General features: G+C 43.7%; 20 protein-coding genes and 1 other annotated feature. Of the genes, 1 reads left to right on the top strand and 19 read right to left on the bottom strand.

Features of this window, described 5'->3' with window-relative positions; all coding sequences use genetic code 11:
• Positions 1-50 precede the first annotated feature (50 nt).
• A complete protein-coding gene (locus tag HPK16_RS15175; RefSeq protein WP_181677748.1) occupies positions 51-749 on the top strand; it encodes a cyclic nucleotide-binding domain-containing protein in 699 nt (232 codons plus the stop codon).
• A 53-nt stretch (positions 750-802) separates the two neighbouring features.
• On the opposite strand, the gene pbp4 is transcribed toward HPK16_RS15175, so the two are convergent.
• The 19 genes from pbp4 to cysE all read right to left on the bottom strand — a co-directional run bounded on the left by pbp4 (position 803) and on the right by cysE (position 22,525).
• Positions 803-2,833 (bottom strand): penicillin-binding protein PBP4(5), encoded by a 2,031-nt coding sequence (gene pbp4 / locus HPK16_RS15170; RefSeq protein WP_343064822.1) that lies wholly within the window; start codon positions 2,831-2,833, stop codon positions 803-805.
• A 60-nt stretch (positions 2,834-2,893) separates the two neighbouring features.
• On the bottom strand, positions 2,894-3,880 hold the full coding sequence (locus HPK16_RS15165) for an aromatic acid exporter family protein (protein ID WP_181677747.1): 987 nt from the start codon (positions 3,878-3,880) through the stop codon (positions 2,894-2,896).
• A gap of 970 nt (positions 3,881-4,850) precedes the next feature.
• A complete protein-coding gene (gene rpoC / locus HPK16_RS15160) occupies positions 4,851-8,468 on the bottom strand; it encodes a DNA-directed RNA polymerase subunit beta' (protein WP_281368053.1) in 3,618 nt (1,205 codons plus the stop codon).
• Positions 8,469-8,771: 303 nt separating this feature from the next.
• Entirely contained in the window at positions 8,772-12,329 is a 3,558-nt protein-coding gene (gene rpoB, locus HPK16_RS15155) for a DNA-directed RNA polymerase subunit beta (RefSeq protein ID WP_036094384.1), read from the bottom strand.
• Positions 12,330-12,595: 266 nt separating this feature from the next.
• Complete coding sequence (locus HPK16_RS15150) at positions 12,596-13,204, bottom strand: class I SAM-dependent methyltransferase (RefSeq protein ID WP_181677746.1); 609 nt, start codon at positions 13,202-13,204, stop codon at positions 12,596-12,598.
• Between the two features lie 315 nt (positions 13,205-13,519).
• Positions 13,520-13,888: a 50S ribosomal protein L7/L12 gene (gene rplL, locus HPK16_RS15145; protein ID WP_036088149.1), complete on the bottom strand. Its 369-nt coding sequence runs from the start codon at positions 13,886-13,888 to the stop codon at positions 13,520-13,522.
• 79 nt (positions 13,889-13,967) lie between these two features.
• Positions 13,968-14,468: a 50S ribosomal protein L10 gene (gene rplJ / locus HPK16_RS15140; protein WP_181677745.1), complete on the bottom strand. Its 501-nt coding sequence runs from the start codon at positions 14,466-14,468 to the stop codon at positions 13,968-13,970.
• Positions 14,469-14,516: 48 nt separating this feature from the next.
• Positions 14,517-14,661, bottom strand: a sequence feature (ribosomal protein L10 leader region).
• Between the two features lie 61 nt (positions 14,662-14,722).
• Positions 14,723-15,412, bottom strand: coding sequence for a 50S ribosomal protein L1 (rplA, locus tag HPK16_RS15135; RefSeq protein ID WP_181677744.1), 690 nt, complete (start codon positions 15,410-15,412; stop codon positions 14,723-14,725).
• Positions 15,413-15,587: 175 nt separating this feature from the next.
• Positions 15,588-16,013: a 50S ribosomal protein L11 gene (rplK, locus tag HPK16_RS15130; protein WP_036060221.1), complete on the bottom strand. Its 426-nt coding sequence runs from the start codon at positions 16,011-16,013 to the stop codon at positions 15,588-15,590.
• 138 nt (positions 16,014-16,151) lie between these two features.
• Positions 16,152-16,640 (bottom strand): Imm63 family immunity protein, encoded by a 489-nt coding sequence (locus tag HPK16_RS15125; RefSeq protein WP_181677743.1) that lies wholly within the window; start codon positions 16,638-16,640, stop codon positions 16,152-16,154.
• A 174-nt stretch (positions 16,641-16,814) separates the two neighbouring features.
• Positions 16,815-17,348: a transcription termination/antitermination protein NusG gene (nusG, locus tag HPK16_RS15120; protein ID WP_036094394.1), complete on the bottom strand. Its 534-nt coding sequence runs from the start codon at positions 17,346-17,348 to the stop codon at positions 16,815-16,817.
• Between the two features lie 235 nt (positions 17,349-17,583).
• On the bottom strand, positions 17,584-17,763 hold the full coding sequence (gene secE / locus HPK16_RS15115; protein ID WP_036071365.1) for a preprotein translocase subunit SecE: 180 nt from the start codon (positions 17,761-17,763) through the stop codon (positions 17,584-17,586).
• 20 nt (positions 17,764-17,783) lie between these two features.
• A complete protein-coding gene (gene rpmG, locus HPK16_RS15110; protein ID WP_077912489.1) occupies positions 17,784-17,933 on the bottom strand; it encodes a 50S ribosomal protein L33 in 150 nt (49 codons plus the stop codon).
• Positions 17,934-18,088: 155 nt separating this feature from the next.
• Positions 18,089-18,709: an RNA polymerase factor sigma-70 gene (locus HPK16_RS15105; protein ID WP_255309571.1), complete on the bottom strand. Its 621-nt coding sequence runs from the start codon at positions 18,707-18,709 to the stop codon at positions 18,089-18,091.
• 86 nt (positions 18,710-18,795) lie between these two features.
• Entirely contained in the window at positions 18,796-19,308 is a 513-nt protein-coding gene (locus HPK16_RS15100; protein WP_181677742.1) for an NYN domain-containing protein, read from the bottom strand.
• Positions 19,309-19,310: 2 nt separating this feature from the next.
• Positions 19,311-20,060, bottom strand: coding sequence for a 23S rRNA (guanosine(2251)-2'-O)-methyltransferase RlmB (gene rlmB / locus HPK16_RS15095; protein WP_181677741.1), 750 nt, complete (start codon positions 20,058-20,060; stop codon positions 19,311-19,313).
• 15 nt (positions 20,061-20,075) lie between these two features.
• The gene (locus tag HPK16_RS15090; RefSeq protein ID WP_181677740.1) at positions 20,076-20,474 is read right to left on the bottom strand and encodes a Mini-ribonuclease 3; all 399 of its coding nucleotides are present in this window, start codon (positions 20,472-20,474) and stop codon (positions 20,076-20,078) included.
• A gap of 3 nt (positions 20,475-20,477) precedes the next feature.
• A complete protein-coding gene (gene cysS / locus HPK16_RS15085) occupies positions 20,478-21,896 on the bottom strand; it encodes a cysteine--tRNA ligase (RefSeq protein ID WP_181677739.1) in 1,419 nt (472 codons plus the stop codon).
• Positions 21,893-22,525 (bottom strand): serine O-acetyltransferase, encoded by a 633-nt coding sequence (gene cysE / locus HPK16_RS15080; RefSeq protein WP_181677738.1) that lies wholly within the window; start codon positions 22,523-22,525, stop codon positions 21,893-21,895. Before cysE ends, cysS begins: the two co-directional genes overlap by 4 nt.
• Positions 22,526-22,775 lie beyond the last annotated feature (250 nt).

The raw sequence follows: 22,775 nt of genomic DNA, 5'->3' as shown, positions 1-22,775 counted from the left end.
AAGATTTCATAATTCTTTGTGGCTAAAAATTGACGAAGGGATTGATTAACATGTATGAAAAAGACGAACTTACATCACTGGCTTCTTTTTCCACCATCATGAGAGTTCTGAAGAAAGACCCGAATTTCAACAAATATTGCACGCAGCATCGTGTAAAGAAAGGTACTAAGGTTGTATTGGATAAGAATAGAAAAGATTGCTACCTGCTTGAAGCTGGATTCGTTAAGTATAATTATATCGGCCAGTCTGGACCAGGTCTGTTCTTTGTTATTCCTCAAGGTAGGTTTGTCTCGTTACCATTTTTTAAAGATCAATTTATAGTACACGGGGAACTAACAGCCTTAAATGATTTAATATGGTGGAAGATTGATGTAGAGTATTTGCGGAAATTGCTTCTTTTGGAAGATCCGAGAAACTTCATTGTCTTAGACTACGCCATTCAACTAGGCTATTATCTTTACATCATGACCAAAAAATATTATTTATCCGCGGAACACCGTATATACTTTTCTTTGCAAAGATGTTCTGAGGTAGGAATTCGTATAGCAGAAAATCAGATAGAGCTTCCTTCATTTCTGACATATGATTTATTAGCAGAATTTTCTGGAACATCTAAAGGCTATACATCAACAGTTTTGGGGGAACTAAGAGATAAGGGGATCTTGCTTTCTTCCAAAAAACCTTGGATTATAACGGACGTCGCGTGGTTGGATGGTATCCTAGAAGTCGAAGGACTAGCTAGATCTTAGATTATGCAACGCAAAAAAGCCTGAGAAATCAAATTGACTTCTCAGGCTTTTTTCTATTTATAAAACGATTCAATCACTGGTTTCATCTTATCAATCACGAGTCCACTACCACCGCGGCCGTTCACACCATCGATCATAGCTAGCACGAGATAATCCGGTTTATCGCTATCAAACGCGAGTAAGAATCCATTCTCAAGACCACTTTCACCTTGTTTTTGCTTCAGTTCCGCGGTTCCTGTTTTCCCAGCAATATTATGCCCTGCGATTTGGAGTTTGTGCACGGTTCCTTCTGGTTTGGAAACTGCCTGCACGAGCGCAGATTTAACCGTGTTCGCCGTCGCCGCACTCATCGAATCTTTTGCAGCTTTCGTCTCTTCTATTGCTGTCAATTTCGGATAAACCATCTTGCCGTTATTCGCGAATGGTGTGTAGGCAACAGCTTGCTGGATTGGCGACATCAGTAATTCGCCTTGTCCATATGCCGTATCCGCTAGCAAAATGTCTGATTTGATGCCGTCGTTAGAAACTTGCGCTGGTTCCATATTGAACGGTAAATCAAATTCCTCACCGAAATCGAATTTTTTCAGGCCATCTTGGAATTTCGTTGCGCCCATTGCTAAGCCTTCTTGTGCAAAATAAATATTATCGGAGTTCACAAGTGCATCAACCATGTTCACTTTCGGAATATCATGGACGCGCGTCACGAAATACTTGCCCCATGATTTATCTTTTTGCCATTGTAAACCGGAGATTTCGCGTACTTTATCTGGTTTTGTCGTTCCATTTTCAAGCCCAACTGCCGCCGTAATTGTTTTAAAAGTGGAACCTGGTGCGTAGCGTGTCGCGTATCGAGCGAGGAACGGAAGTTTTTTATCGTCGGTGTATTTCTTGTAATCTTCACTCGAAATTCCTGCCACCATTTGGTTCGTATCGTACGATGGTGAGCTGACTAGCGCCGTTAGATTCCCATTTGTCGGATTGATAACCGTCACGGAACCTACTTCACCTTTCAGCGCATTGAAAGCATCTTGCTGCACTTGGCTATCGATCGTAAGTTTAATCGTGTCGCCGTCCTTCTTCACATTTTGCTGCAGAACAGTTTCCTCTTTCGTTTCATCGTTCACAATCAGTATACGACCGCCGTTCACGCCGCGCAACGCTTTATCATAATAACGCTCTAAACCGGCTTTTCCGATCAAGTCGCCCGCGTTTAGCAGTTTATTTTTCTCGATATCTTCCGCGCTCACTTCACCAACATAGCCAATCAAATGCGCCGCAGCCTGACTTAGCGGGTAGTAACGCGTTTCAATTGTCGCATAACTAACACCCGTCATCTGCACCGGCGAACCTGTCGTCAGCACTTTAATCGGCACAAACGTATCCGGATGCACCCAACTTTGCGACAATTTCTTCTCCAAATCAGCGACTGGAATATCGAATTCTTTACTAATTGCCGCCAAATTCGTCGTCTTCGCCGCGCCCTCGCCCAGATCATTCGGAACAATCCCAGCCTCACTCACGTTTTTATTAATCGCAAGCCCCTTGCCGTTCACGTCCTGAATTTGGCCACGTTTCGCTTCATCCGTCGTCAAGCGAACCTTATCCGATTTCACCATTCCTGGAAAAATTAAATTCGGCTGCCAATCCACTTTCCAAGCATCATCCTCACTTGAAATCGTCGCCGTATATTTCTGCTTATCCATCTTACCAAGCGTCGTCGTCATTTCCAGACTATACGCCAATTTATAGTTATTATCCCCATCATTCGGCGTCACTTTCAAGTCAGAAACCTTGATATCACGCGCATCGATGCCAGTATAGACCGTATCATATTTCGCTTCCATTTCCTTGGCCGTGAAACCACTCGTCTTAAGCGATTCCTTCGTTACATCATCCGAGAGCTTCGTGAATTTCTGATTCTTAATATTCGTCGTGAAATTCTCCGCCGCCTCGTTGGCCATTTTCTCATGCTTCGCGCTACTATACATAAAATAGTAAACCGCGCCCCCTCCAATAGCAAGAACTAAAACAACGATGAGACTAATCCAAATCCATTTCTTATTACTCTTCTTTTGTCTACGCACCTTGTTCCCTCCAGTTTTGTTTCACGTTTTCACTGCCTCTTTATTATAGCAAAGGATGCCTCAACCAGCACTAATCTTTACTAATTCTTTACCTTTTTCAAATTGCTTCGTGAAATCGCGTTTCAATTCTAACAAATAACGCAAATCATTGAGAAACTGGAAAAGCAACGCCCGCCCTTCAAATTCCTCCCGCGTCTTTGGCAACTCACTTTTGCGAAAATCAGCCAGCATCACATTCACATCCGCAATCAAATCCTCCGCCGGGTTCGCCTCTGATAGCGATAAAGCCGTTTTTTCAACCAAACTCGCCATCTTTCCCGCATGATCCGTCAAAATTCCAATCTGGCGCACCGACAAATTCATCTGCCTAATCACGCGTAGCTGCACCGTCCGCATATCGATATATTTAATATAATACCGCGAATCCGCAAATAACTGGTTATCAAAATGACGCCGCGACTGGTCATTGGCCTCCGTCAAGTACTCCGCCAACTGCTTAATCAGCTTCTTCTCATCCAAATAAACCGGCTCACGTTTCAAATCCTGCGCGAAACAGAAGAAAATTTGGCGCATCACCGACTCAATTTTTTGGCGTTGCTGCTTCATTTCTGTGTCCATTTTCGGCATGTATAAGTTCAGTAAAATCCCGATTCCCGCGCCGACTGCCATGAGTAGCATCTCGTTTGTAAACCAGAATAGCGAGAGCGACTGCTCCACCAGAATATGCGTCACGAGTACCGAGCTGACTACAATGCCGTCCGTTACTTTGAGCCGGACCGCGATTGGGATGAATACTAGTAGATAAAAGCCGAATGCAATCGCGTTGAAGCCTAGTAACATGAAAAATATGGCTGAGATTGTTAGCGCGATTACCGTCGAATATACGCGCTGCATCGCGAGTTGTATCGAGCCTTTTTTCGTGTTTTGAATGCTGAGAACCGTGATTAAACCTGCTGAAACGGCATATTCGAGACCCCACCATTCGGCGATGAGTATCGCAAGCGTCGCGCCGACAGCTGTTTTCACTGTACGCAATCCAATTTTCAAAGTTTTTCACCTCTTTTTTCCTGTCGTTCTCTATTTTACACTATGTGATGTAAATTAAAAAGTATTGGTGTAGCTATCCAAAATGATATTTAGGAGTAGCTTCTTGTGTTCTACTTGTATGTATTTTTTTGAATATCAAAGTTCAGAGTAATTTACGATTTCTCACTCTAGTTTTTGATAATGAAAAAGTCACCTTCGAAAAAATGATTCGGAGGTGACTCTCAGTATTCTCAATCAAGTTTCGCGTGCCAGGCCTTTGGAACTTTCACCCCCTCCACAAAAGTCAAAAGAGGACTTTTATTGTGGCGGCTCCAAACTTTTTCAGCCCTAGCGGGCACGCTTAGCATCTAGGTTTCAATCAAGTTTCGCGTGCCAGGCCTTCGGAACTTTCACCCCCTCCGCAAAAATCAAAAGCGGATTTTCACTGCGGCGGCTCCAAGTTCTTTCAGTCCTGACGGGCACGCTCAACATCTAGGTTTCAATCAAGTTTCGCGTGCCAGGTCTTCGGAACTTTCACCCCCTCCACAAAAGTCAAAAGAGGACTTTTATTGTGGCGGCTCCAAGTTCTTTCAGTCCTAGCGGGCACGCTCAACATCTAGGTTTCAATCGAGTTTCGCGTGCCAGGCCTTCGGAACTTTCACCCCCTACGCAAAAATCAAAAGCGGATTTTCACTGCGGCGGCTCCAAGTTCTTTCAGTCCTAGCGGGCACGCTCAACATCTAGGTTTCAATCGAGCTTCGCGTGCCAGGTCTTCGAAGTTTTCTCCCCCTACGCAAAAATCAAAAGCGGATTTTCACTGCGGCGGCTCCAAACTTTTTCAGTCCTGACGGGCACGCTCAACATCTAGGTTTATCAAGCTTCTCGCGCCAACCCTTCGGAGCTTTCACCCCCTCCACAAAAGTCAAAGGAGGACTTTTATTGCGGCGGCTCCAAGCTCTGTCAGGGCTGAACGGGCGCGTTCAGCATCTAATTAAATATGCTTCGTTTCTTCCAAATCTGCAACTTCTTGTTCTTTTCCTAGTACGGATGATTTCAGTTTGCGGTAATGGTGGATACCGGTACCGGCTGGGATCAGTTTACCTAGGATAACATTTTCTTTCAAGCCGAGCAATTCATCGGTTTTACCTTTGATTGCTGCATCTGTAAGAACGCGTGTTGTTTCTTGGAAGGATGCTGCGGACAGGAAGGAATCTGTTTCTAGGGATGCTTTTGTAATACCTAGCAATACTGGGCGTCCAGTTGCTGGTTGTTTGCCGGCAAGTAGTGCGTCACGGTTAGACTCGGTAAATGTGTGTACATCCATTAATGTTCCTGGCAAGATGTTTGTATCACCAGTGTCCATTACGCGGATTTTACGTAACATTTGACGAACCATAACTTCAACGTGTTTATCGCCGATTTCAACCCCTTGCATCCGGTAAACTTTTTGTACCTCAGCAAGTAGATATTCTTGTACGGAAAGAACGTCACGAACGCGAATCAATGCTTTCGGATCGATCGAACCTTCTGTTAGGGCTTCCCCACGGTCAACAATGTCTCCGATTTTGACACGAAGGCGGGCAGTATAAGGAATACTGTAGCTACGACGGTCTTCATCTTTACCTTGTATTACGATTTCTTGTTGGCGATCGCGTGCTTCTTCAATAGAAACAACTTCACCTTCCACTTCGGTAATAATCGCTTGACCTTTAGGATTACGTGCTTCAAAAATCTCTTGGATACGTGGAAGACCTTGCGTGATATCGTCTCCGGCTACCCCACCTGTATGGAACGTACGCATTGTAAGCTGTGTACCTGGTTCCCCGATAGATTGCGCAGCGATAATACCAACGGCTTCTCCGACTTCGACTTCTGTTCCTGTTGCCAAGTTTTTACCGTAACATTTCTTACATACACCATGTCGTGTGTTACATGTGAACGCAGAACGGATAGTTACTTTTTCAATACCAGCTTCGATAACAAGACGAGATTTAGCCTCTGTAATCAAGTCATTTTCAGCAACGATAACTTCGCCTGTTTCTGGGTGTCTGATCGATTTACGAGCATAACGACCTTCCAAACGTTCTTCCAAAGGCTCGATAATTTCAGTACCCTCGCGGATAGCTTCAATTTCAAGACCGCGGTCCGTGCCACAATCGTATTCACGAATGATAACATCTTGCGCCACGTCAACCAAACGACGAGTAAGGTAACCTGAATCGGCTGTTTTAAGGGCTGTATCGGTAAGACCTTTACGCGCACCATGAGTTGAGATAAAGTATTCCAAGACAGTTAGTCCCTCACGGAAGTTCGATGTGATTGGAAGTTCTACGATACGTCCAGATGGATCGGCCATCAGACCACGCATACCTGCAAGCTGTGTAAAGTTGGAGATGTTACCACGAGCTCCTGAATCTTGCATCATGAAGATCGGGTTTAAGCGATCCAAACTCAAGATCAGTTTGCCTTGGATAACGTCTTTCGCTTCATTCCAGACAGCAATAACACGTTCGTATCTTTCGTCATCGGTAATCAAACCACGACGGAATGTTTTCGTAATTTTCTCTACTTTATCATGCGCTTCTTCAAGAATGTCATGCTTTTCTTCAAGCGTCAAGATGTCGGCGATACCAACTGTCATACCGGCTTTTGTAGAGATTTTGAAACCTAGATCTTTCATGCGATCGAGCATGCGAGAAGTTTCTGTGATATGGAACTTTTTGAAGACTTCCGCGATGATGTTTCCTAGGATTTTTTTCTTGAATGGGTCAACGATTTCTTGTTCTTGGATGAATTTCTTCACATCTGTGTTCGTATCCACGAAATATTTCTTAGGCGTTTCAACTTCCAGATTGTAGTCTGTCGGTTCGTTGATATATGGGAATGTCGTCGGTAAAATTGTATTGAAAATCAGTTTACCAACAGTCGTAATTAATAGTTGTTTGCGTTGTTCGTCGGTAAATCTTTCGTTGTCAATCGATCCTGCAACAACGGCGATACGCGAATGCAAATGAACATAACCGTTTTGGTATGCCAATTGTGCTTCGTTAATATCAGTAAAGACTGTACCTTCCCCAACTGTACCTTCACGTTCAAGCGTCAAGTAGTAGTTACCTAATACCATATCTTGAGAAGGCGTTACAACCGGTTTACCATCTTTCGGATTCAAAATGTTTTGGGCAGCGAGCATCAAAATACGTGCTTCTGCTTGTGCTTCTGCGGATAGTGGAACATGGACAGCCATTTGGTCACCATCAAAATCGGCGTTATAAGCTGTACATACTAGCGGATGCAGACGAATCGCACGGCCTTCAACAAGTGTTGGTTCGAAAGCTTGGATACCTAGTCTATGCAAAGTAGGTGCGCGGTTAAGAAGTACTGGATGCTCACGAATAACTTCTTCTAATACATCCCAAATTTCAGGTGAAGAACGTTCGATTTTGCGTTTTGCACTCTTAATATTATGCGCAAGACCACGACCAACCAATTCTTTCATAACGAAAGGCTTGAATAGTTCGAGTGCCATTTCTTTTGGAAGTCCACATTGGTACATTTTAAGGTTCGGACCGACTACGATAACGGAACGACCAGAATAATCGACACGTTTACCTAGTAAGTTTTGACGGAAACGACCTTGTTTACCTTTAAGCATGTGAGACAGTGATTTCAGTGGACGGTTACCTGGTCCTGTTACCGGACGGCCACGACGACCATTATCAATCAAAGCATCCACTGCTTCTTGGAGCATCCGTTTTTCATTTTGTACGATGATATTAGGCGCACCTAAATCAAGCAAGCGTTTCAGACGGTTATTCCGGTTGATAACACGGCGATAAAGGTCATTCAAATCACTTGTCGCAAAACGTCCACCTTCCAATTGAACCATTGGACGGATTTCTGGCGGGATAACTGGAAGCACGTCAAGAACCATCCAACTTGGATCATTGCCCGAATGACGGAACGCTTCTAGAACTTCTAGGCGACGAATCGCACGGGTTCTACGTTGCCCTTGTGCCGATTTCAATTCTTCTTTCAAACCATTTACTTCTTTTTCAAGTTGAATGTCTGCAAGAAGTTTTTTAATTGCTTCGGCGCCCATCCCAGCTTGGAACGATTGGCTATATTTCTCACGGTAAACGCGGTACTCTTTTTCAGAAAGCAATTGTTTCTTTTCAAGCGGGGTATCGCCTGGTTCTGTTACAACATACGAAGCAAAATAGATAACTTCCTCTAAAGCACGCGGTGACATATCAAGCGCAAGTCCCATACGGCTTGGAATACCTTTAAAGTACCAAATATGTGTTACTGGTGCAGCAAGTTCAATGTGTCCCATACGTTCACGACGAACTTTGGACTTCGTAACTTCAACGCCACAACGGTCACAAACTACACCTTTATAGCGAACACGTTTGTATTTCCCACAAGAACATTCCCAGTCTTTCATTGGTCCGAAGATTCTTTCACAGAACAAACCATCGCGCTCAGGTTTCAGCGTACGATAGTTGATTGTTTCTGGTTTTTTAACTTCTCCGTGTGACCATGAACGAATTTTATCTGGAGACGCAAGACCTATTTTCATATACTCAAAATTTTTCACATCTAATACCAATGGTCTACCTCCTAAAGTTATGGCGGATAGCCTATCTCATGTAAATCGGCGACAAGCGCTCGCATTCAGCTATTCTTGCGGACTTCCGGTTTTCACATACGCAAGTATGCTCAACTTCCGGCTTCCACAACAATAGCTGAATACAACCGCTTTCGCTCGATTTGATTAAAGCAGTATATACGTCTTACCCATTCTAAAAATTGGTTTGGCGTCTTCTATCCGTCTAACGTTTTTGTTATTCATGTTCTATTTTAGCTTCGCGCATTCAGCTCTCTAGAAAATTAAATGCGCTTGGCTTATATATTATTGATTCGAATCTATGATACCTGCTGGTTTTACTGGTTCGGAGACGATGTTGAAAGCGTCGTTTTGGGCGCCGAATTCTTCGTCTTCTAGGTCGCGTAATTCGATTTCTTCTTTGTCGGCGGAGAGGATTTTAACGTCCATTCCTAGACTTTGAAGCTCTTTAATTAGTACCTTGAAGGATTCTGGTACGCCTGGTTCTGGGATGCTTTCTCCTTTAACGATGGCTTCGTATGTTTTCACACGGCCTACCACGTCATCGGATTTGATCGTTAGGATTTCTTGAAGCGTGTAAGCAGCACCGTATGCTTCTAGTGCCCATACTTCCATCTCTCCAAAACGTTGTCCACCGAACTGTGCTTTACCGCCTAGTGGTTGTTGCGTTACTAGTGAGTAAGGTCCAGTTGAACGAGCATGCAATTTATCATCAACCATGTGGGCAAGTTTAATCATGTACATAATACCGACAGAAATACGGTTATCAAAAGGTTCACCTGTGCGTCCATCATAAAGCGTTGTTTTCGCATCTGGTGCCATACCTGATTCAGCAACTGTGCTCCATACGTCGTCATCGTTCGCGCCATCAAATACTGGTGTCGCGATGTGAATGCCGAGGTAACGAGCAGCCATACCTAAATGAAGCTCAAGTACTTGTCCGATGTTCATCCGTGATGGTACACCTAGTGGGTTAAGCATGATGTCAACTGGCGTTCCGTCTGGCATAAATGGCATATCTTCTTCTGGTAAAATACGAGAGATAACCCCTTTATTTCCGTGACGTCCGGCCATTTTATCGCCTTCGTGAATTTTACGTTTTTGAACGATATAAACACGAACAAGTTGGTTAACACCTGGTGGTAACTCATCGCCAGCTTCACGTGTAAAGATTTTCACGTCAAGGACAATGCCGTCGCCGCCATGTGGTACGCGTAGAGATGTATCGCGAACTTCACGGGCTTTTTCACCGAAGATTGCGTGTAGTAAACGTTCTTCTGCTGTTAGTTCCGTTACACCTTTTGGCGTTACTTTACCAACGAGCAAGTCGCCGTCTTTTACTTCTGCTCCGACACGGATAACACCACGTTCGTCAAGATCGCGCAATGCGTCTTCCCCAACGTTTGGAATATCGCGAGTCATTTCCTCAGGTCCAAGTTTCGTATCACGAGCTTCTGATTCAAATTCTTCAATATGAATCGACGTGTAAACATCATCTTTTACAAGACGTTCACTCATGATAATCGCATCCTCATAGTTATAACCGTCCCAAGTCATGAATGCTACAAGAACATTACGACCTAGAGCAAGCTCACCTGAGTCCATCGAAGGACCGTTACCCAGGATTTCGCCTTTTGTTACGCGATCCCCTTCTGCAACGTTTGGCGATTGGTTATAACACGTACCATGATTCGAACGAACAAATTTGCGCAGTGTATATTTATCAATACCGCCGCTAACTTCTTTGCCATCCACTTCGGAAATACGGCGAACCCAGATTTCTTTGGCTTCCACGTGTTCCACAAGCCCATCATGCTTACATACAACAGCAGCACCAGAGTCACGGGCAGAAACGTGTTCCATACCTGTTCCAATGATTGGCGCTTCAGGATTTAAAAGTGGAACCGCTTGACGTTGCATGTTGGCTCCCATTAGCGCACGGTTGGAGTCATCATTTTCAAGGAACGGAATACATGCCGTCGCAACCGAAACAACTTGTTTTGGCGATACGTCCATGTAATCGATACGTTCTTTTTCAACAGCTAAATTGGCAGAACGGAAACGTGCCATAACTTCTTCTTCTGTAAAAGTACCAAGCTCGTCTAATTTCGAGTTCGCTTGAGCCACTACATAGTTATCCTCTTCATCCGCAGTCAGATAATCAATCTTATCTGTAACGCGGTTCGTTTCAGGATCAACGCGACGATATGGTGTTTCGATAAAGCCAAACTTGTTCACTTTTGCAAAGGAAGACAAGGAGTTAATTAGTCCAATATTCGGTCCCTCAGGCGTTTCAATCGGACACATACGACCGTAGTGGGAATAATGCACATCACGCACTTCATATCCAGCACGTTCACGCGTCAAACCACCAGGCCCAAGCGCTGAAAGACGACGTTTATGCGTCAATTCGGCAAGCGGGTTCGTTTGATCCATAAACTGTGATAACTGCGAGCTACCAAAGAATTCTTTAATGGATGCCACAACTGGACGAATATTAATCAATTGTTGCGGTGTTACAGTGCTCATGTCTTGAATCGACATACGCTCACGAACAACACGCTCCATACGGGACAAACCGATACGGAATTGATTTTGTAAAAGTTCTCCAACTGAACGCAAACGACGGTTACCAAGATGGTCAATATCGTCCGTGTCGCCTACTCCGTGAAGTAGGTTGAAGAAATAACTGATAGAAGAAATAATATCAGCCGGCGTAATATGTTTCACGCTCGCATCAATATAAGCATTACCAATGACATTGATAATTTTTTCTTCTTCACTGTTTGGTGCGTAAATTTTGATAGATTGAACAACAACGCTGTCCTCCATCACGCCATCAGTTGGACGGAGTGTCCGGAATCCGACGCCATTTTCAAGATTCTCAATAATAGAATCCAATTTACGACGATCTAAAATCTCACCTTTAGACGCGATAATTTCACCAGTTTCTGGATCAACTAACGTTTCTGCCAGTGTTTGATTAAATAAACGGTTTTTCAGATGCACTTTTTTGTTGATTTTGTAACGACCAACATTCGCTAAATCATAACGTTTTGGATCGAAAAAGCGCGATACTAGCAAGCTCTTCGCATTTTCAACTGTTGGTGGTTCACCAGGACGCAAGCGCTCATAAATTTCAAGCAATGCTTTGTCCGCATTATCGGTATTATCTTTCTCAAGTGTGTTGCGTAAGTAGTCATTCTCCCCGATTAACTCCAAGATTTCGCTATCGGAACCAAATCCAAGCGCACGTAAAAGAACAGTAACTGGTAATTTACGCGTCCGGTCGATTCTTACATGAACAACATCTTTCGCGTCTGTTTCATACTCAAGCCATGCCCCACGGTTAGGGATGACAGTAGAACCAAAACCTTTTTTACCGTTTTTGTCGAGTTTTCCGTTAAAATAAACACCTGGAGAACGCACTAATTGCGATACAATAACACGCTCGGCGCCATTGATAACAAACGTCCCCATCTCGGTCATAAGCGGGAAATCACCCATAAATACTTCTTGGTCTTTCACTTCACCCGTCTCTTTATTAATAAGACGTAACTTCACGCGCAATGGTGCTGCATAATTAGCATCGCGGTTTTTCGACTCTTCTACTGAATATTTCGGATCTCCCAAATTGTAGTCGATAAATTCTAGTGACAAATTCCCAGCAAAATCCTCAATTGGAGAAATATCGCGGAACATTTCACGTAATCCCTCATCCAAAAACCATTGGTAGGACTTCGATTGAATCTCGATTAAGTTTGGTAACTCCAACACTTCACTAATACGAGCGAAACTTCTACGTTGGCGATGTCTTCCGTACTGAACTAGTTGACCTGACAACTCATTCACCCTCTCAAATAAACTAAATTTATTAAGCACATTGCAGCAAAAATAGTACAATGGAACTTGGCAAAAATACCTAAAAAAGACAAAAAGAAAGCGGGTTCCTCAAAGAAAACCACTATTTTCTTGCTATGTGAACCAAACAGGCTAAAACTGCAATTCCTCGCGTACGCACCGCTAAATATGGTGATATCGATTCTTTTGGCATCTTACTATAATAGCATAGCGAACAGACGGAGTCAACGATTAGGACTCCATCTTTTCTATGCTTCTTTCATACTCTGATAAATAAAGTAACCTTTATCCTTTGCAACCACTTCCACATTTCCGAAAACCTCTTCCATTTTCGCAGCAGCAGAAGGTCCGCCTTGTTTTTTCTGAATCACAATCCATAAGCTTCCACCAGTTTTCAATCGCTCGAAGCTCCCAGTCAGAATTTCATGAACTATTTTTTTACCTGCACGAATTGGCGGATTACTAATAATGTCCGTATAGTCCGCATCCGTCACGCCGTCATACACCGAACTTTCAAAAACACGCACATTCGTCAAGCCATTATTTGCCGCATTCTCTGCTGATAGTTCCAACGCGCGATCGTTCACATCAATCATATCTACCTGTGCCTCAGGATAACTTTTCGCAAAAGCAAGGCCAATCGGTCCATATCCGCAACCAACATCGAGCATTTTACCGGATGGATTGTTTGCTTCAAAACTCTCAATCAAAAGTCGCGATCCGAAATCAACTGTTGTTTTAGAGAATACACCTGCATCACTGATAAACTTAATCGTGTTCCCACGCAGTTCGAAATTCCAAGTTTTGCGGTTATGATCGAGGTCGCTATTTTTCGTGTAATAGTGTTTGTTGCTCATATTTTCGCCACCTTTCTATGTAATAAAAAAACGAAGAGTACCAAATCAGCGTAAGGCTAGTTTGGTGCTCTTCGTGTCTAGTTTCGCGTGCCAGCCTCTCGGAATTTTCGTGACCTCCAAAAAATCCAAAAGAGGGATTTATCTGCGGTCTCTAACAAATTCTGTCGAGGCTGACGGGCACGTTCAACTTTTCGTTCTGTCTAGTTTCGCGTGCCAGCTTCTCGAAATTTTCGGGACCTCCAATAAATACAAGAGAAGGATTTATCTGCGCCCCCTAACAAATTTTTTCGAAGCTGATGGCACGTTCAACTTTTCTTATTTAACAGCTACGTTAGCGCCAACTTCTTCAAGTTTAGCAACGATTTCGTCTGCTTCTTCTTTAGTAACGCCTTCTTTAAGAGCTTTAGGAGCGTTATCTACAACTTCTTTAGCTTCTTTCAAGCCAAGACCAGTGATTTCACGAACCACTTTGATAACTTTGATTTTTTGATCTCCAGCAGAAGCTAGTTCTACTGTGAATTCAGTTTGCTCTTCAGCAGCAGCGCCACCAGCAGCAGCACCAGCAGCTACAGGAGCAGCAGCAGTTACGCCAAATTCTTCTTCGATTGCTTTTACTAAGTCATTTAATTCTAGTACAGTTGCTTCTTTTACGGAAGCAATGATTTCTTCAATGTTTAAAGCCATTTTGAAATTCCTCCATTATAATATAATTTTTTCGGTCTATGCCGATTTGGTTGTTGGTGAAAATTCACCGGGTTGAAAATTAAGCGCCTTGTTCTTCTTTTTGGGTTGCAACAGCTTTTGTTGCAAGTGCCAAGTTACGAACTGGAGCTTGAAGTACGCTAAGCAGCATAGAAAGTAAGCCTTCGCGTGATGGTAGAGAAGCAAGAGCTTTAACATCTTCAACAGAAGATACTTTACCTTCGATGACACCAGCTTTAATTTCTAACGCTTCATGTTTCTCTGCAAATTCATTAATGATTTTAGCAGGAGCAACAACGTCTTCATTACTGAAAGCGATAGCGCTAGGACCTGTCAATACTTCGTTCAAGCCTTCCAAGCCAGCAGCTTCAGCAGCACGACGCATTAACGAGTTCTTGTATACTTTAAAATCAATACCAGCTTCACGTAATTGTTTACGTAATTCGGTGATTTCAGCAACTGTTAAACCGCGATAGTCAACGATTACTGTAGAAGCACTGTCTTTGAATTTCGTAGTGATTTCATTAACAGCACCTTGTTTCAATTCTAAAATTGTACTCATCTTTGTTTTCCACCTCCATCATGATTGTTTTAAGCCGTAAAACGACTCAAAGCATATAAGAAACCCCTCACACCGTAGACGTGAGGGGTTCACAAGTCAGCTTCACAATGGAACTAACTTTACAAAATCCTCGGCGGGCGAATTTAAGCGTACAAGACGCGCCTGCTGTCTACGGTTAGGATATTCTGTTTTGTTTCGACTTTGTTATTCTACCAAAATAGCACAACGCCGTCAAGTTCATTTCTAAGAAAAACTTAGAATGAAGATGGATCTACTTTGACACCAGGACCAAATGTAGTTGTAACGGTTACGTTTTTTACATATACTCCTTTAGCCGCAGCAGGTTTCGCTTTTTGAAGAACATCGTTAATAGTACGGAAGTTCTCAACAAGCTTGGCAGCATCAAATGATACTTTACCAATCGCAGTGTGGACATTACCAGACTTGTCAACGCGGTATTCTACTTTACCAGCTTTGATTTCGTTCACGGCTTTTGTTACGTCCATTGTTACTGTTCCTGTTTTAGGGTTTGGCATTAAACCTTTTGGTCCTAAGACACGGCCTAATTTACCAACTTCACCCATCATATCAGGTGTTGCTACGATAACGTCAAAATCAAACCAACCTTGGTTAATTTTAGTTACGTAATCGCCTTCTCCAACGAAATCAGCGCCAGCAGCCTCAGCTTCTTTTGCTTTTTCGCCTTTCGCAAATACTAATACGCGTTGTGTTTTACCTGTTCCATTCGGAAGTACAACAGCGCCGCGGATTTGTTGATCTGCTTTTTTAGGGTCAACGCCTAAACGAAATGCTACTTCAACAGTTGCATCGAATTTAGCGAAGTCTGCTTTTTGAGCAAGTTCGACAGCTTCTTCAACGGAATAAGCTTTCTCAGTATCGATAAGCTTTACAGCATCTTGATACTTTTTACCTTTCTTAGCCATTCTTTTTTCCTCCTATTCTGTGGTTATATCGGAATTTCCTCCCACGTAAATCAGACCGAAATCTGATTTGAAATAAGAAAAGATGAACGTATTACTCTAATATGATAAACGGTTCGACCCGCTTCGTTCAGTTGTTCTTTTTCTTATTCCTGATACGCGTAATACATGATTGGTATTAGTCTTCGATCGTAATACCCATGCTGCGCGCAGTACCTTCAACCATACGCATTGCAGATTCAACACTTGCTGCGTTTAGATCTGGCATTTTTAGTTCAGCGATTTCTTGTACTTGAGCACGTTTCACAACCGCAACTTTATTACGGTTCGGTTCACCTGATCCTTTTTCAACTTTAGCTGCTTTTTTAAGCAAGACTGCTGCTGGCGGAGTTTTAGTGATGAATGTGAAAGAACGATCTTCATACACAGAAATCACAACAGGAATAATTAGACCAGCTTGATCGCTTGTGCGCGCATTGAATTCCTTACAGAATCCCATAATGTTAACACCCGCTTGACCTAGTGCTGGACCAACTGGTGGAGCTGGATTAGCTTTACCTGCTGGAATTTGCAATTTTACCTCTTTGATTACTTTTTTAGCCACGAGACACACCTCCTTAAGTCCGTGATGTGGTTTAATGGGGTTAATCATTTCCCCTCCCACGTTAAAAAGTACAAATTGTACCTCATATAGAATAACACTAAGCGCGAGGGATTGCAAGATTTTTTTAGTTCTCTTCTTTTAAAACTTCTTCGCGATAAATGTTCCGGTCTCAAAATCATACGTAACGTTTTTTTCGGTGCGCCACATATTGAGATATTCCGTGTAATGCACCGCGGCTTTTGCTGCCCAATCGTCGTCCATCGTCGCTAGAAGCCTTATCGTTTCTTCAAACGCTACTTTTCTCGTGTCACCTTGTAAATCATCGTCGTTTTGGCGGATGTAACTGAGGTCGCGGTGTTTTAATTCATACTCTAAGCCCATTCGGAAAGCTAGGTGGAGAAAAACTTCATATTTGAAGGCGTCGAAATCCCGTGTTTTAAACAGACTAAGCCTTTCACCACGTTCGTCGCCGTATAAAAGATAGCCATCCACGTCATTCCAATCCATGCAAAGCTCTCCAAATTCGCCTGAACTTTTGAAGTAGAGGTGAAAATCAATGTCATAAAGCGATGCAATGCTTTTTAGTTGCAAGTAAATCGACTTGGCGTATTCCTCATCGTCCGACATTCGCGAAAACCTCCCTTAGACGAAGAAAGACCTGGACGCGTTTGATCCAAGTCTTTCTTGATTATTTTTTTAATGCGCGCCATATGATGGAGCCGCAAAGAAATAGCGCGATAATTCCGATGACTACGATGAGCGCTGAAACAATGGCAGCAGTTAGACTGAAACTCATTTGTTTTACAGTCTTTCGATTTGGTCGAAATCAACTTCAACCGGTGTTTCGCGTCCGAACATGTTAACCATAACTTTCGCTTTTGCTTTATCGTTGTCGATTTCTTCTACTTTACCGGAGAATTCAGCAAACGGCCCTTCTTTGACCATCACTGTTTCGCCAAGCTCGAAGTCCGCTTCTTGACGTCGTTCGTTCATGCCCATGCTCTTCAGAATCCGATCTGCTTCTTCTGGAAGTAGGGCTGTCGGTTTTGAGCCAGCCCCTGCTGAACCAACGAAACCAGTTACCCCCGGCGTGTTACGGACCACATACCAAGAGTCATCCGTCATAATAATTTCAACTAACACGTAACCTGGAAAAACTTTACGCTTCAATGTTTTTGTTTTACCATTCTTTACTTCTGTTTCTTCTTCTTCAGGAACCATAACGCGGAAAATTTTATCCGACATCCCCATTGATTCTACACGTTTCTCAAGGTTCGCTTTGACTTTATTTTCATAGCCAGAATAGGTGTGTACAACATACCAACTTTTATCCATTTGTCTCATTTGACCACCACCAAATTGGGGTCATCCTCCTCTTTGATATTTAATCAAGCTAGGTTTCTTAGGTTTTTGTACAAGTCGTAAACTTCGCTGTACACAAATCGTGCGAACGCTTGCCGCCGATTTCCCCTTATATGTGCTCCTCGCCGCAAAATAAAAAACCCGAAAAACGTCTCGGGTTCTATCTCAATAATTGTATTATAGCATTCTTTGTTAAAAAAGCCTAGTATTATAGCATAAACTGAATAAGCATCTCGATTAAAAAGTCCACAACCATGAAGAACACAGCCATACAAGCTACAGCAATGATTACAGTGATCGTATACGTTCTTAACTCTTTACCAGTTGGCCATGTAACCTTGCTCATTTCAGACTTTACATTACGGAAAAACCTTGAAACTGCTGACATCTTATACCCCTCCAAACCCACTATTTTGTTTCGCGATGAAGTGTATGCTTATTACAGTGTCTGCAAAATTTCTTCACTTCTAACCGTTCTGTTCGCGCTGTACCGCCGACACCAATGGAATAGTTTCGTGATCCACACTCTGAACAGGCAAGTGATGTTTTCTTTTTCATAATCACAATCAACTCCGCTTATTTCTATGCTTTTAGCGCCGAACTCTCCATTCAACACTTTACATCTATAATAATATACCATTAAATGCTGATTCGAGTCAAGACAGAAAAAGTGTCTACATCATCCTGATTTGGTGATTAACCTCTCCACAGAATCACAATGACTCATCCACTTGCTTCATCATCTTTTTCTTTACCCGCTGAATCGCATTATCAATCGCTTTTTCTTTTTTATTGAAGTGCGCGGCCATTTCTTGATAGCTTTTTCCTTCTAAATATTGATAAAGGACTTCGCGCTCGAACTCGCTTGTTACTTCTTCCAGTTTTTGCGCAACGCCTGCTAAATTCTCATTCTGAATCAGGAAATCTTCTGGAGTCATGGCTTCTTTTTCTGAAATAACATCCAGCAGTGTCCAGTCAATAGCATCACCGTCTTCTACTGGTGTATCAATGGACACCGAGCTATTGAGCGCATAATTCTTCTGACGCATTGAACGCTTCACTGCCGATAAAATTTGCCGATTGATGCAAATCTCTGCAAACGAACGAAATGAAGCTTCCCGATCTTCTTTATAATCCCGAATCGCTTTGAACAGACCAATCATACCCTCCTGAATCAGGTCGTCACGCTCTGCCCCTTGCAAAAAATACTGTGTGGCTTTCCAATAAATGATAGACTGATATGCCTTAAAAAAATGTTCAATTGCCTCTGTATCGCCCGATCTCGCAAGCTGCAACATTTTCATCTCTGCTTGTTTACTGTCATTTGTTTTCAATGGAACTATCAGAAAGCCTCCTTTGTCACGCTTCGTACTTCCTTGTAAATCCCATTATACAAGGCTTTACGGGCGCTCGTCAATGACTATTTTCGGCCTCTTCGCAGCTTTTCCAAGGCCTGAATTGTCTCAAAATCGATATTTAGACCTGTTTTAGGCTGATTTTCTTGGATTTGCTTCACTTTGCGGGTAACTTGATGGGCCATTTCCTTAATTTCAAAAACTAATTCACGCGCCGAAATTCGTAACGCACCTTGCCCAAAAATCGCCCATTGTTCCGTATAATCACTCGTCGCAACCATGACTTGCGTTTTGACATTTTTATACTCGATTGATTTTTGTTCAATGTATTCGTCCGCAGTCTCATCCTCTTTTGTAAACACGATTTCGACTTTATTTTTCTTATATTTGCGCTCTTTGGCACGGACGTATTGAGCGTCAAACACAACAACCACTCGGTAGCCAGTGTAACTCTGGTATTCCGCCATCCACTCCACCAGTTGATTGCGCGCTGACTCTAAATCTCCAGCTTTCAAACGCGCTAGTTCAGGCCATGCCCCAATAACATTGTACCCATCCACTAGCAAAACGCGATTCATCTTTATTCACCAAGCGGTAGACGTTTGCGATAAATCTCGTACATCAATACGCTCGCCGCGACCGATGCATTTAGCGAAGTTACCGCACCACGCATTGGTAAATGGACAAGAAAGTCACATTTCTCGCGAACAAGCCGGCTCATTCCAAAGCCCTCACTACCAATCACTAAAGCAAGCGGCATATTCGCGTCCATCGTCCGGTAATCACTACTTCCACTCGCATCCGTACCAAAAATCCACAAACCGCGCTTCTGCAACTCTTCCATTGTACGGGTAATATTCGTCACACGCACTACCGGAATATGCTCGATTGCACCCGTCGAAGCCTTCGCAACCGTTTGTGTCAGGCCAACCGCACGTCGTTTCGGGATAATAATTCCGTGCGCCCCAACCGCATCCGCCGTACGCATAATAGATCCCAGGTTATGCGGATCCTCCAATTCATCTAAAATCATGAAAAATGGCATTTCCGCGCGACCTTCCGCCTTCGCAAAAAGATCATCTAATTCCGCATACTGATATGCCGCCACTTGTGCCGCTACACCTTGATGCGAACCCTCCACTAATTTATCGATTTTCGATTTCGGCACGATTTGCACTTGAATTTTGCGTTCCTTCGCCGCGCCAATAATCTGTTGCATACTTCCCTTTTGCGAACCTTCCGCGATGAGAATTTTATGGATATCACGTTCTGATTTCAATACTTCACTCACTGGATTTCGCCCAGCAATCCACTCTTGATCTTGCTCCATTTTGCCATTGCCTCCTTATTTTGCTTTAATAATTTCTGTCGCCAAATCCAACCACTCGTTCAAGCGCTCCGATTCGCCACCCAAATATAAATAACCAATCACCGCTTCAAAAGCCGATGACAAACTATATGTCTGTAAATCCGTATTTTTTGGCACACTATGAGACTTCGCATTCCGGCCGCGCTTGGCAATCCGGTCCTCTTCCTCCGTCAAAAAGCCATCCGCATACATCGCCTGCAAAATATAAGCCTGCGCTTTCGCCGAAACATATTGCGTCGCCGTTTTGTGCAGCTGATTCGGCTTGGTTTTACCCTCCGCCAGCAGCAACTCACGAATATGACGTTCGTACACCGAGTCACCCATATAAGCAAGCGCCAGACCATTTAGCTGTTTATAATCCTTCACAATCGCCATCCATTAACCCCTTTTCCAGCGCGTACCTTGAGCCGTATCTTCCAAAATAATCTGCTTATCCTTCAACATATCACGAATCTCATCCGATCTCGCAAAATCACGCTCATTACGCGCCTGAATTCGCTCCTCAATCAAATCTTCAACCTCTTCGTCCGTCAAACTATGATCCGCCGCGTCCACATCTAACTTAAACCCAAGCACATCCGCGAACAACGTCATCATCCCTAAAAACTCACGCAAAACCGTAATCGAAATCCGCTCATTCGTCAAATAAATATTCGCCCGTTTTGCCAATTCGAAAAAGACCGATATTGCGTTCGCCGTATTAAAATCATCATCCATCTCGTCCTCGAACTGATGCATCAACTCCGTCAATTGCTCCAGCCAATCATCCTCTTCCGGCGTCCCAGCATAATCCTCTTCCGCCACCTGAATCCGATGATCCACATTTTGATACGCCGTCCGCAACCGATCCAATCCATTTTCGGCATCCAAAAGCAACGCCTCACTATAAGAAATCGGTCGGCGATAATGCACAGACAACATGAAAAACCGCACTACATTCGCATTATGCTTTTCTAGAACCTCATGCAACGTAATAAAATTCCCCAGCGACTTCGACATTTTTTCCCCATCAATATTCATATAACCATTATGCATCCAATAGTTCGCAAACGGCTTGCCCGTAAGCGCCTCCGACTGCGCAATCTCATCCTCATGATGTGGGAAAATCAAATCTTGCCCGCCCGCATGAATATCAATCGTGTCCCCAAGATATTTACGAGCCATCGCCGAACATTCAATATGCCAGCCTGGACGCCCCGCTCCCCAAGGACTTTCCCACGAAATCTCGCCCGGTTTAGCCGCCTTCCACAACGTAAAATCAAGCTGCTCCTCCTTGCGATCATTCGCCTCCACACGAATCCCATGCTGCAATTCATCCAAAGGTTGCTGCGACAATTTGCCATACTCCTTAAACCGCTTCGTACGGAAATACACATCGCCCGCCGATTCATACGCATAATCCTTCTCAATCAGCGCATCAATAAACGCAATAATATCATCCATATCCTGCGTCACTCGCGGGTGCACATTCGCATCCCGGACATTCAACTGATGCACATCCTCAAAATAAGCCCCGATAAAACGCTCCGCAACCTCAGGCACCGTAAGCTCCAACTCATGCGCCGCGCGAATCAACTTATCATCCACATCCGTAAAATTCGACACAAAATTTACATCAAAACCGCGATACGTCAAATAACGACGCACCGTATCAAACACAATAATCGGCCGCGCATTACCAATATGAATATAATTATAAACAGTCGGCCCACAAACATACATCTTGACCTTCCCATCTTCCAGTGGAGTGAATGCCTCCTTCTCACGAGACAATGTATTAAAAATTTGCAAAGTCATTGTTCATCTTCTCCTTTTTGTGTATTATTTTTCAATTTTTCCAATTCCACTTCTATTTCAGAAAGCCTGCGCTTGAGCTCCGCAACTTGCGGCTCCGTATGCTGCGTCACACGTCCATTCAAGCGCACCACTTTTGCAGGAACACCAACAACCGTTGCGCCCAGCGGTACATCCTTGATAACCACCGCACCAGCACCAACTTTAGCATTCTCACAAATCGTGATTGGCCCAAGAATTTTCGCACCCGCCGAAATCAGCGCCCCATTTTTCACCGTAGGATGGCGTTTACCCTTATGTTTCCCCGTTCCACCGAGCGTCACCCCATGGAAAAGTACCACATCATCACCAATCTCCGCCGTTTCACCGATTACAATCCCAGCCCCATGATCGATAAATAAGCGCCGTCCAATCGTTGCCCCTGGATGAATCTCCACATTCGTCAAAAAACGTGCAACCTGCGACAACCACTTCGAAAAAACAACCATCCCGTGCCTGTAAAAAAAGTTCGCAAACCGGTGCCACCAAATCGCGTGCAACCCCGGATAATTCAAAAACGCATCCACATACCCACGCGCCGCCGGATCATTCTCCAACACCGACCTCATATCCTCTTTCATGCGACTAGCCATTGTAATCCCCCCTTATCTACTCCGAATTAAAACGCAAAAAAAGACCCCTCTACAGAGACGCCTCGCGTGGTTCCACTCTGGATCAGGTTTAGCGGTCCATTCTTAGTAATCGGCGGCAAGCGTTCGCATTCAGCCAACTTTTCGAACTTCCGGTGCTTCTACGCTGCGCTTCCGGCTTTCAAAAAGTAGACTGACTTCAAACGCTTTCGCTCGATTCGCGTGAAAACACCAGCCGGCGCTCCCTTCCTTT

It is taken from the genome of Paenilisteria rustica (assembly GCF_013820765.1).
Classification (GTDB): Bacteria; Bacillota; Bacilli; order Lactobacillales; family Listeriaceae; genus Listeria_A; species Listeria_A rustica.
This window is presented reverse-complemented; position numbering and strand designations above follow the sequence as displayed.

What these genes read in the sequence shown, in the direction of transcription:
- HPK16_RS15090 (WP_181677740.1), bottom strand. Translation starts at nt 20,474, where the DNA reads ATGGCGATTGTGAAGGATTATAAACAGCTAAATGGTCTGGCGCTTGCT.
- HPK16_RS15125 (WP_181677743.1), bottom strand. Translation starts at nt 16,640, where the DNA reads ATGTCGGACGATGAGGAATACGCCAAGTCGATTTACTTGCAACTAAAA.
- rpmG (WP_077912489.1), bottom strand. Translation starts at nt 17,933, where the DNA reads ATGAAAAAGAAAACATCACTTGCCTGTTCAGAGTGTGGATCACGAAAC.
- HPK16_RS15150 (WP_181677746.1), bottom strand. Translation starts at nt 13,204, where the DNA reads ATGAGCAACAAACACTATTACACGAAAAATAGCGACCTCGATCATAAC.
- rplJ (WP_181677745.1), bottom strand. Translation starts at nt 14,468, where the DNA reads ATGAGTACAATTTTAGAATTGAAACAAGGTGCTGTTAATGAAATCACT.
- nusG (WP_036094394.1), bottom strand. Translation starts at nt 17,348, where the DNA reads ATGGATAAAAGTTGGTATGTTGTACACACCTATTCTGGCTATGAAAAT.
- secE (WP_036071365.1), bottom strand. Translation starts at nt 17,763, where the DNA reads ATGTCAGCAGTTTCAAGGTTTTTCCGTAATGTAAAGTCTGAAATGAGC.
- rplA (WP_181677744.1), bottom strand. Translation starts at nt 15,412, where the DNA reads ATGGCTAAGAAAGGTAAAAAGTATCAAGATGCTGTAAAGCTTATCGAT.
- cysS (WP_181677739.1), bottom strand. Translation starts at nt 21,896, where the DNA reads ATGACTTTGCAAATTTTTAATACATTGTCTCGTGAGAAGGAGGCATTC.
- rplL (WP_036088149.1), bottom strand. Translation starts at nt 13,888, where the DNA reads ATGGCTTTAAACATTGAAGAAATCATTGCTTCCGTAAAAGAAGCAACT.
- cysE (WP_181677738.1), bottom strand. Translation starts at nt 22,525, where the DNA reads ATGGCTAGTCGCATGAAAGAGGATATGAGGTCGGTGTTGGAGAATGAT.
- HPK16_RS15175 (WP_181677748.1), top strand. Translation starts at nt 51, where the DNA reads ATGTATGAAAAAGACGAACTTACATCACTGGCTTCTTTTTCCACCATC.
- rlmB (WP_181677741.1), bottom strand. Translation starts at nt 20,060, where the DNA reads ATGGAGCAAGATCAAGAGTGGATTGCTGGGCGAAATCCAGTGAGTGAA.
- HPK16_RS15100 (WP_181677742.1), bottom strand. Translation starts at nt 19,308, where the DNA reads ATGAATCGCGTTTTGCTAGTGGATGGGTACAATGTTATTGGGGCATGG.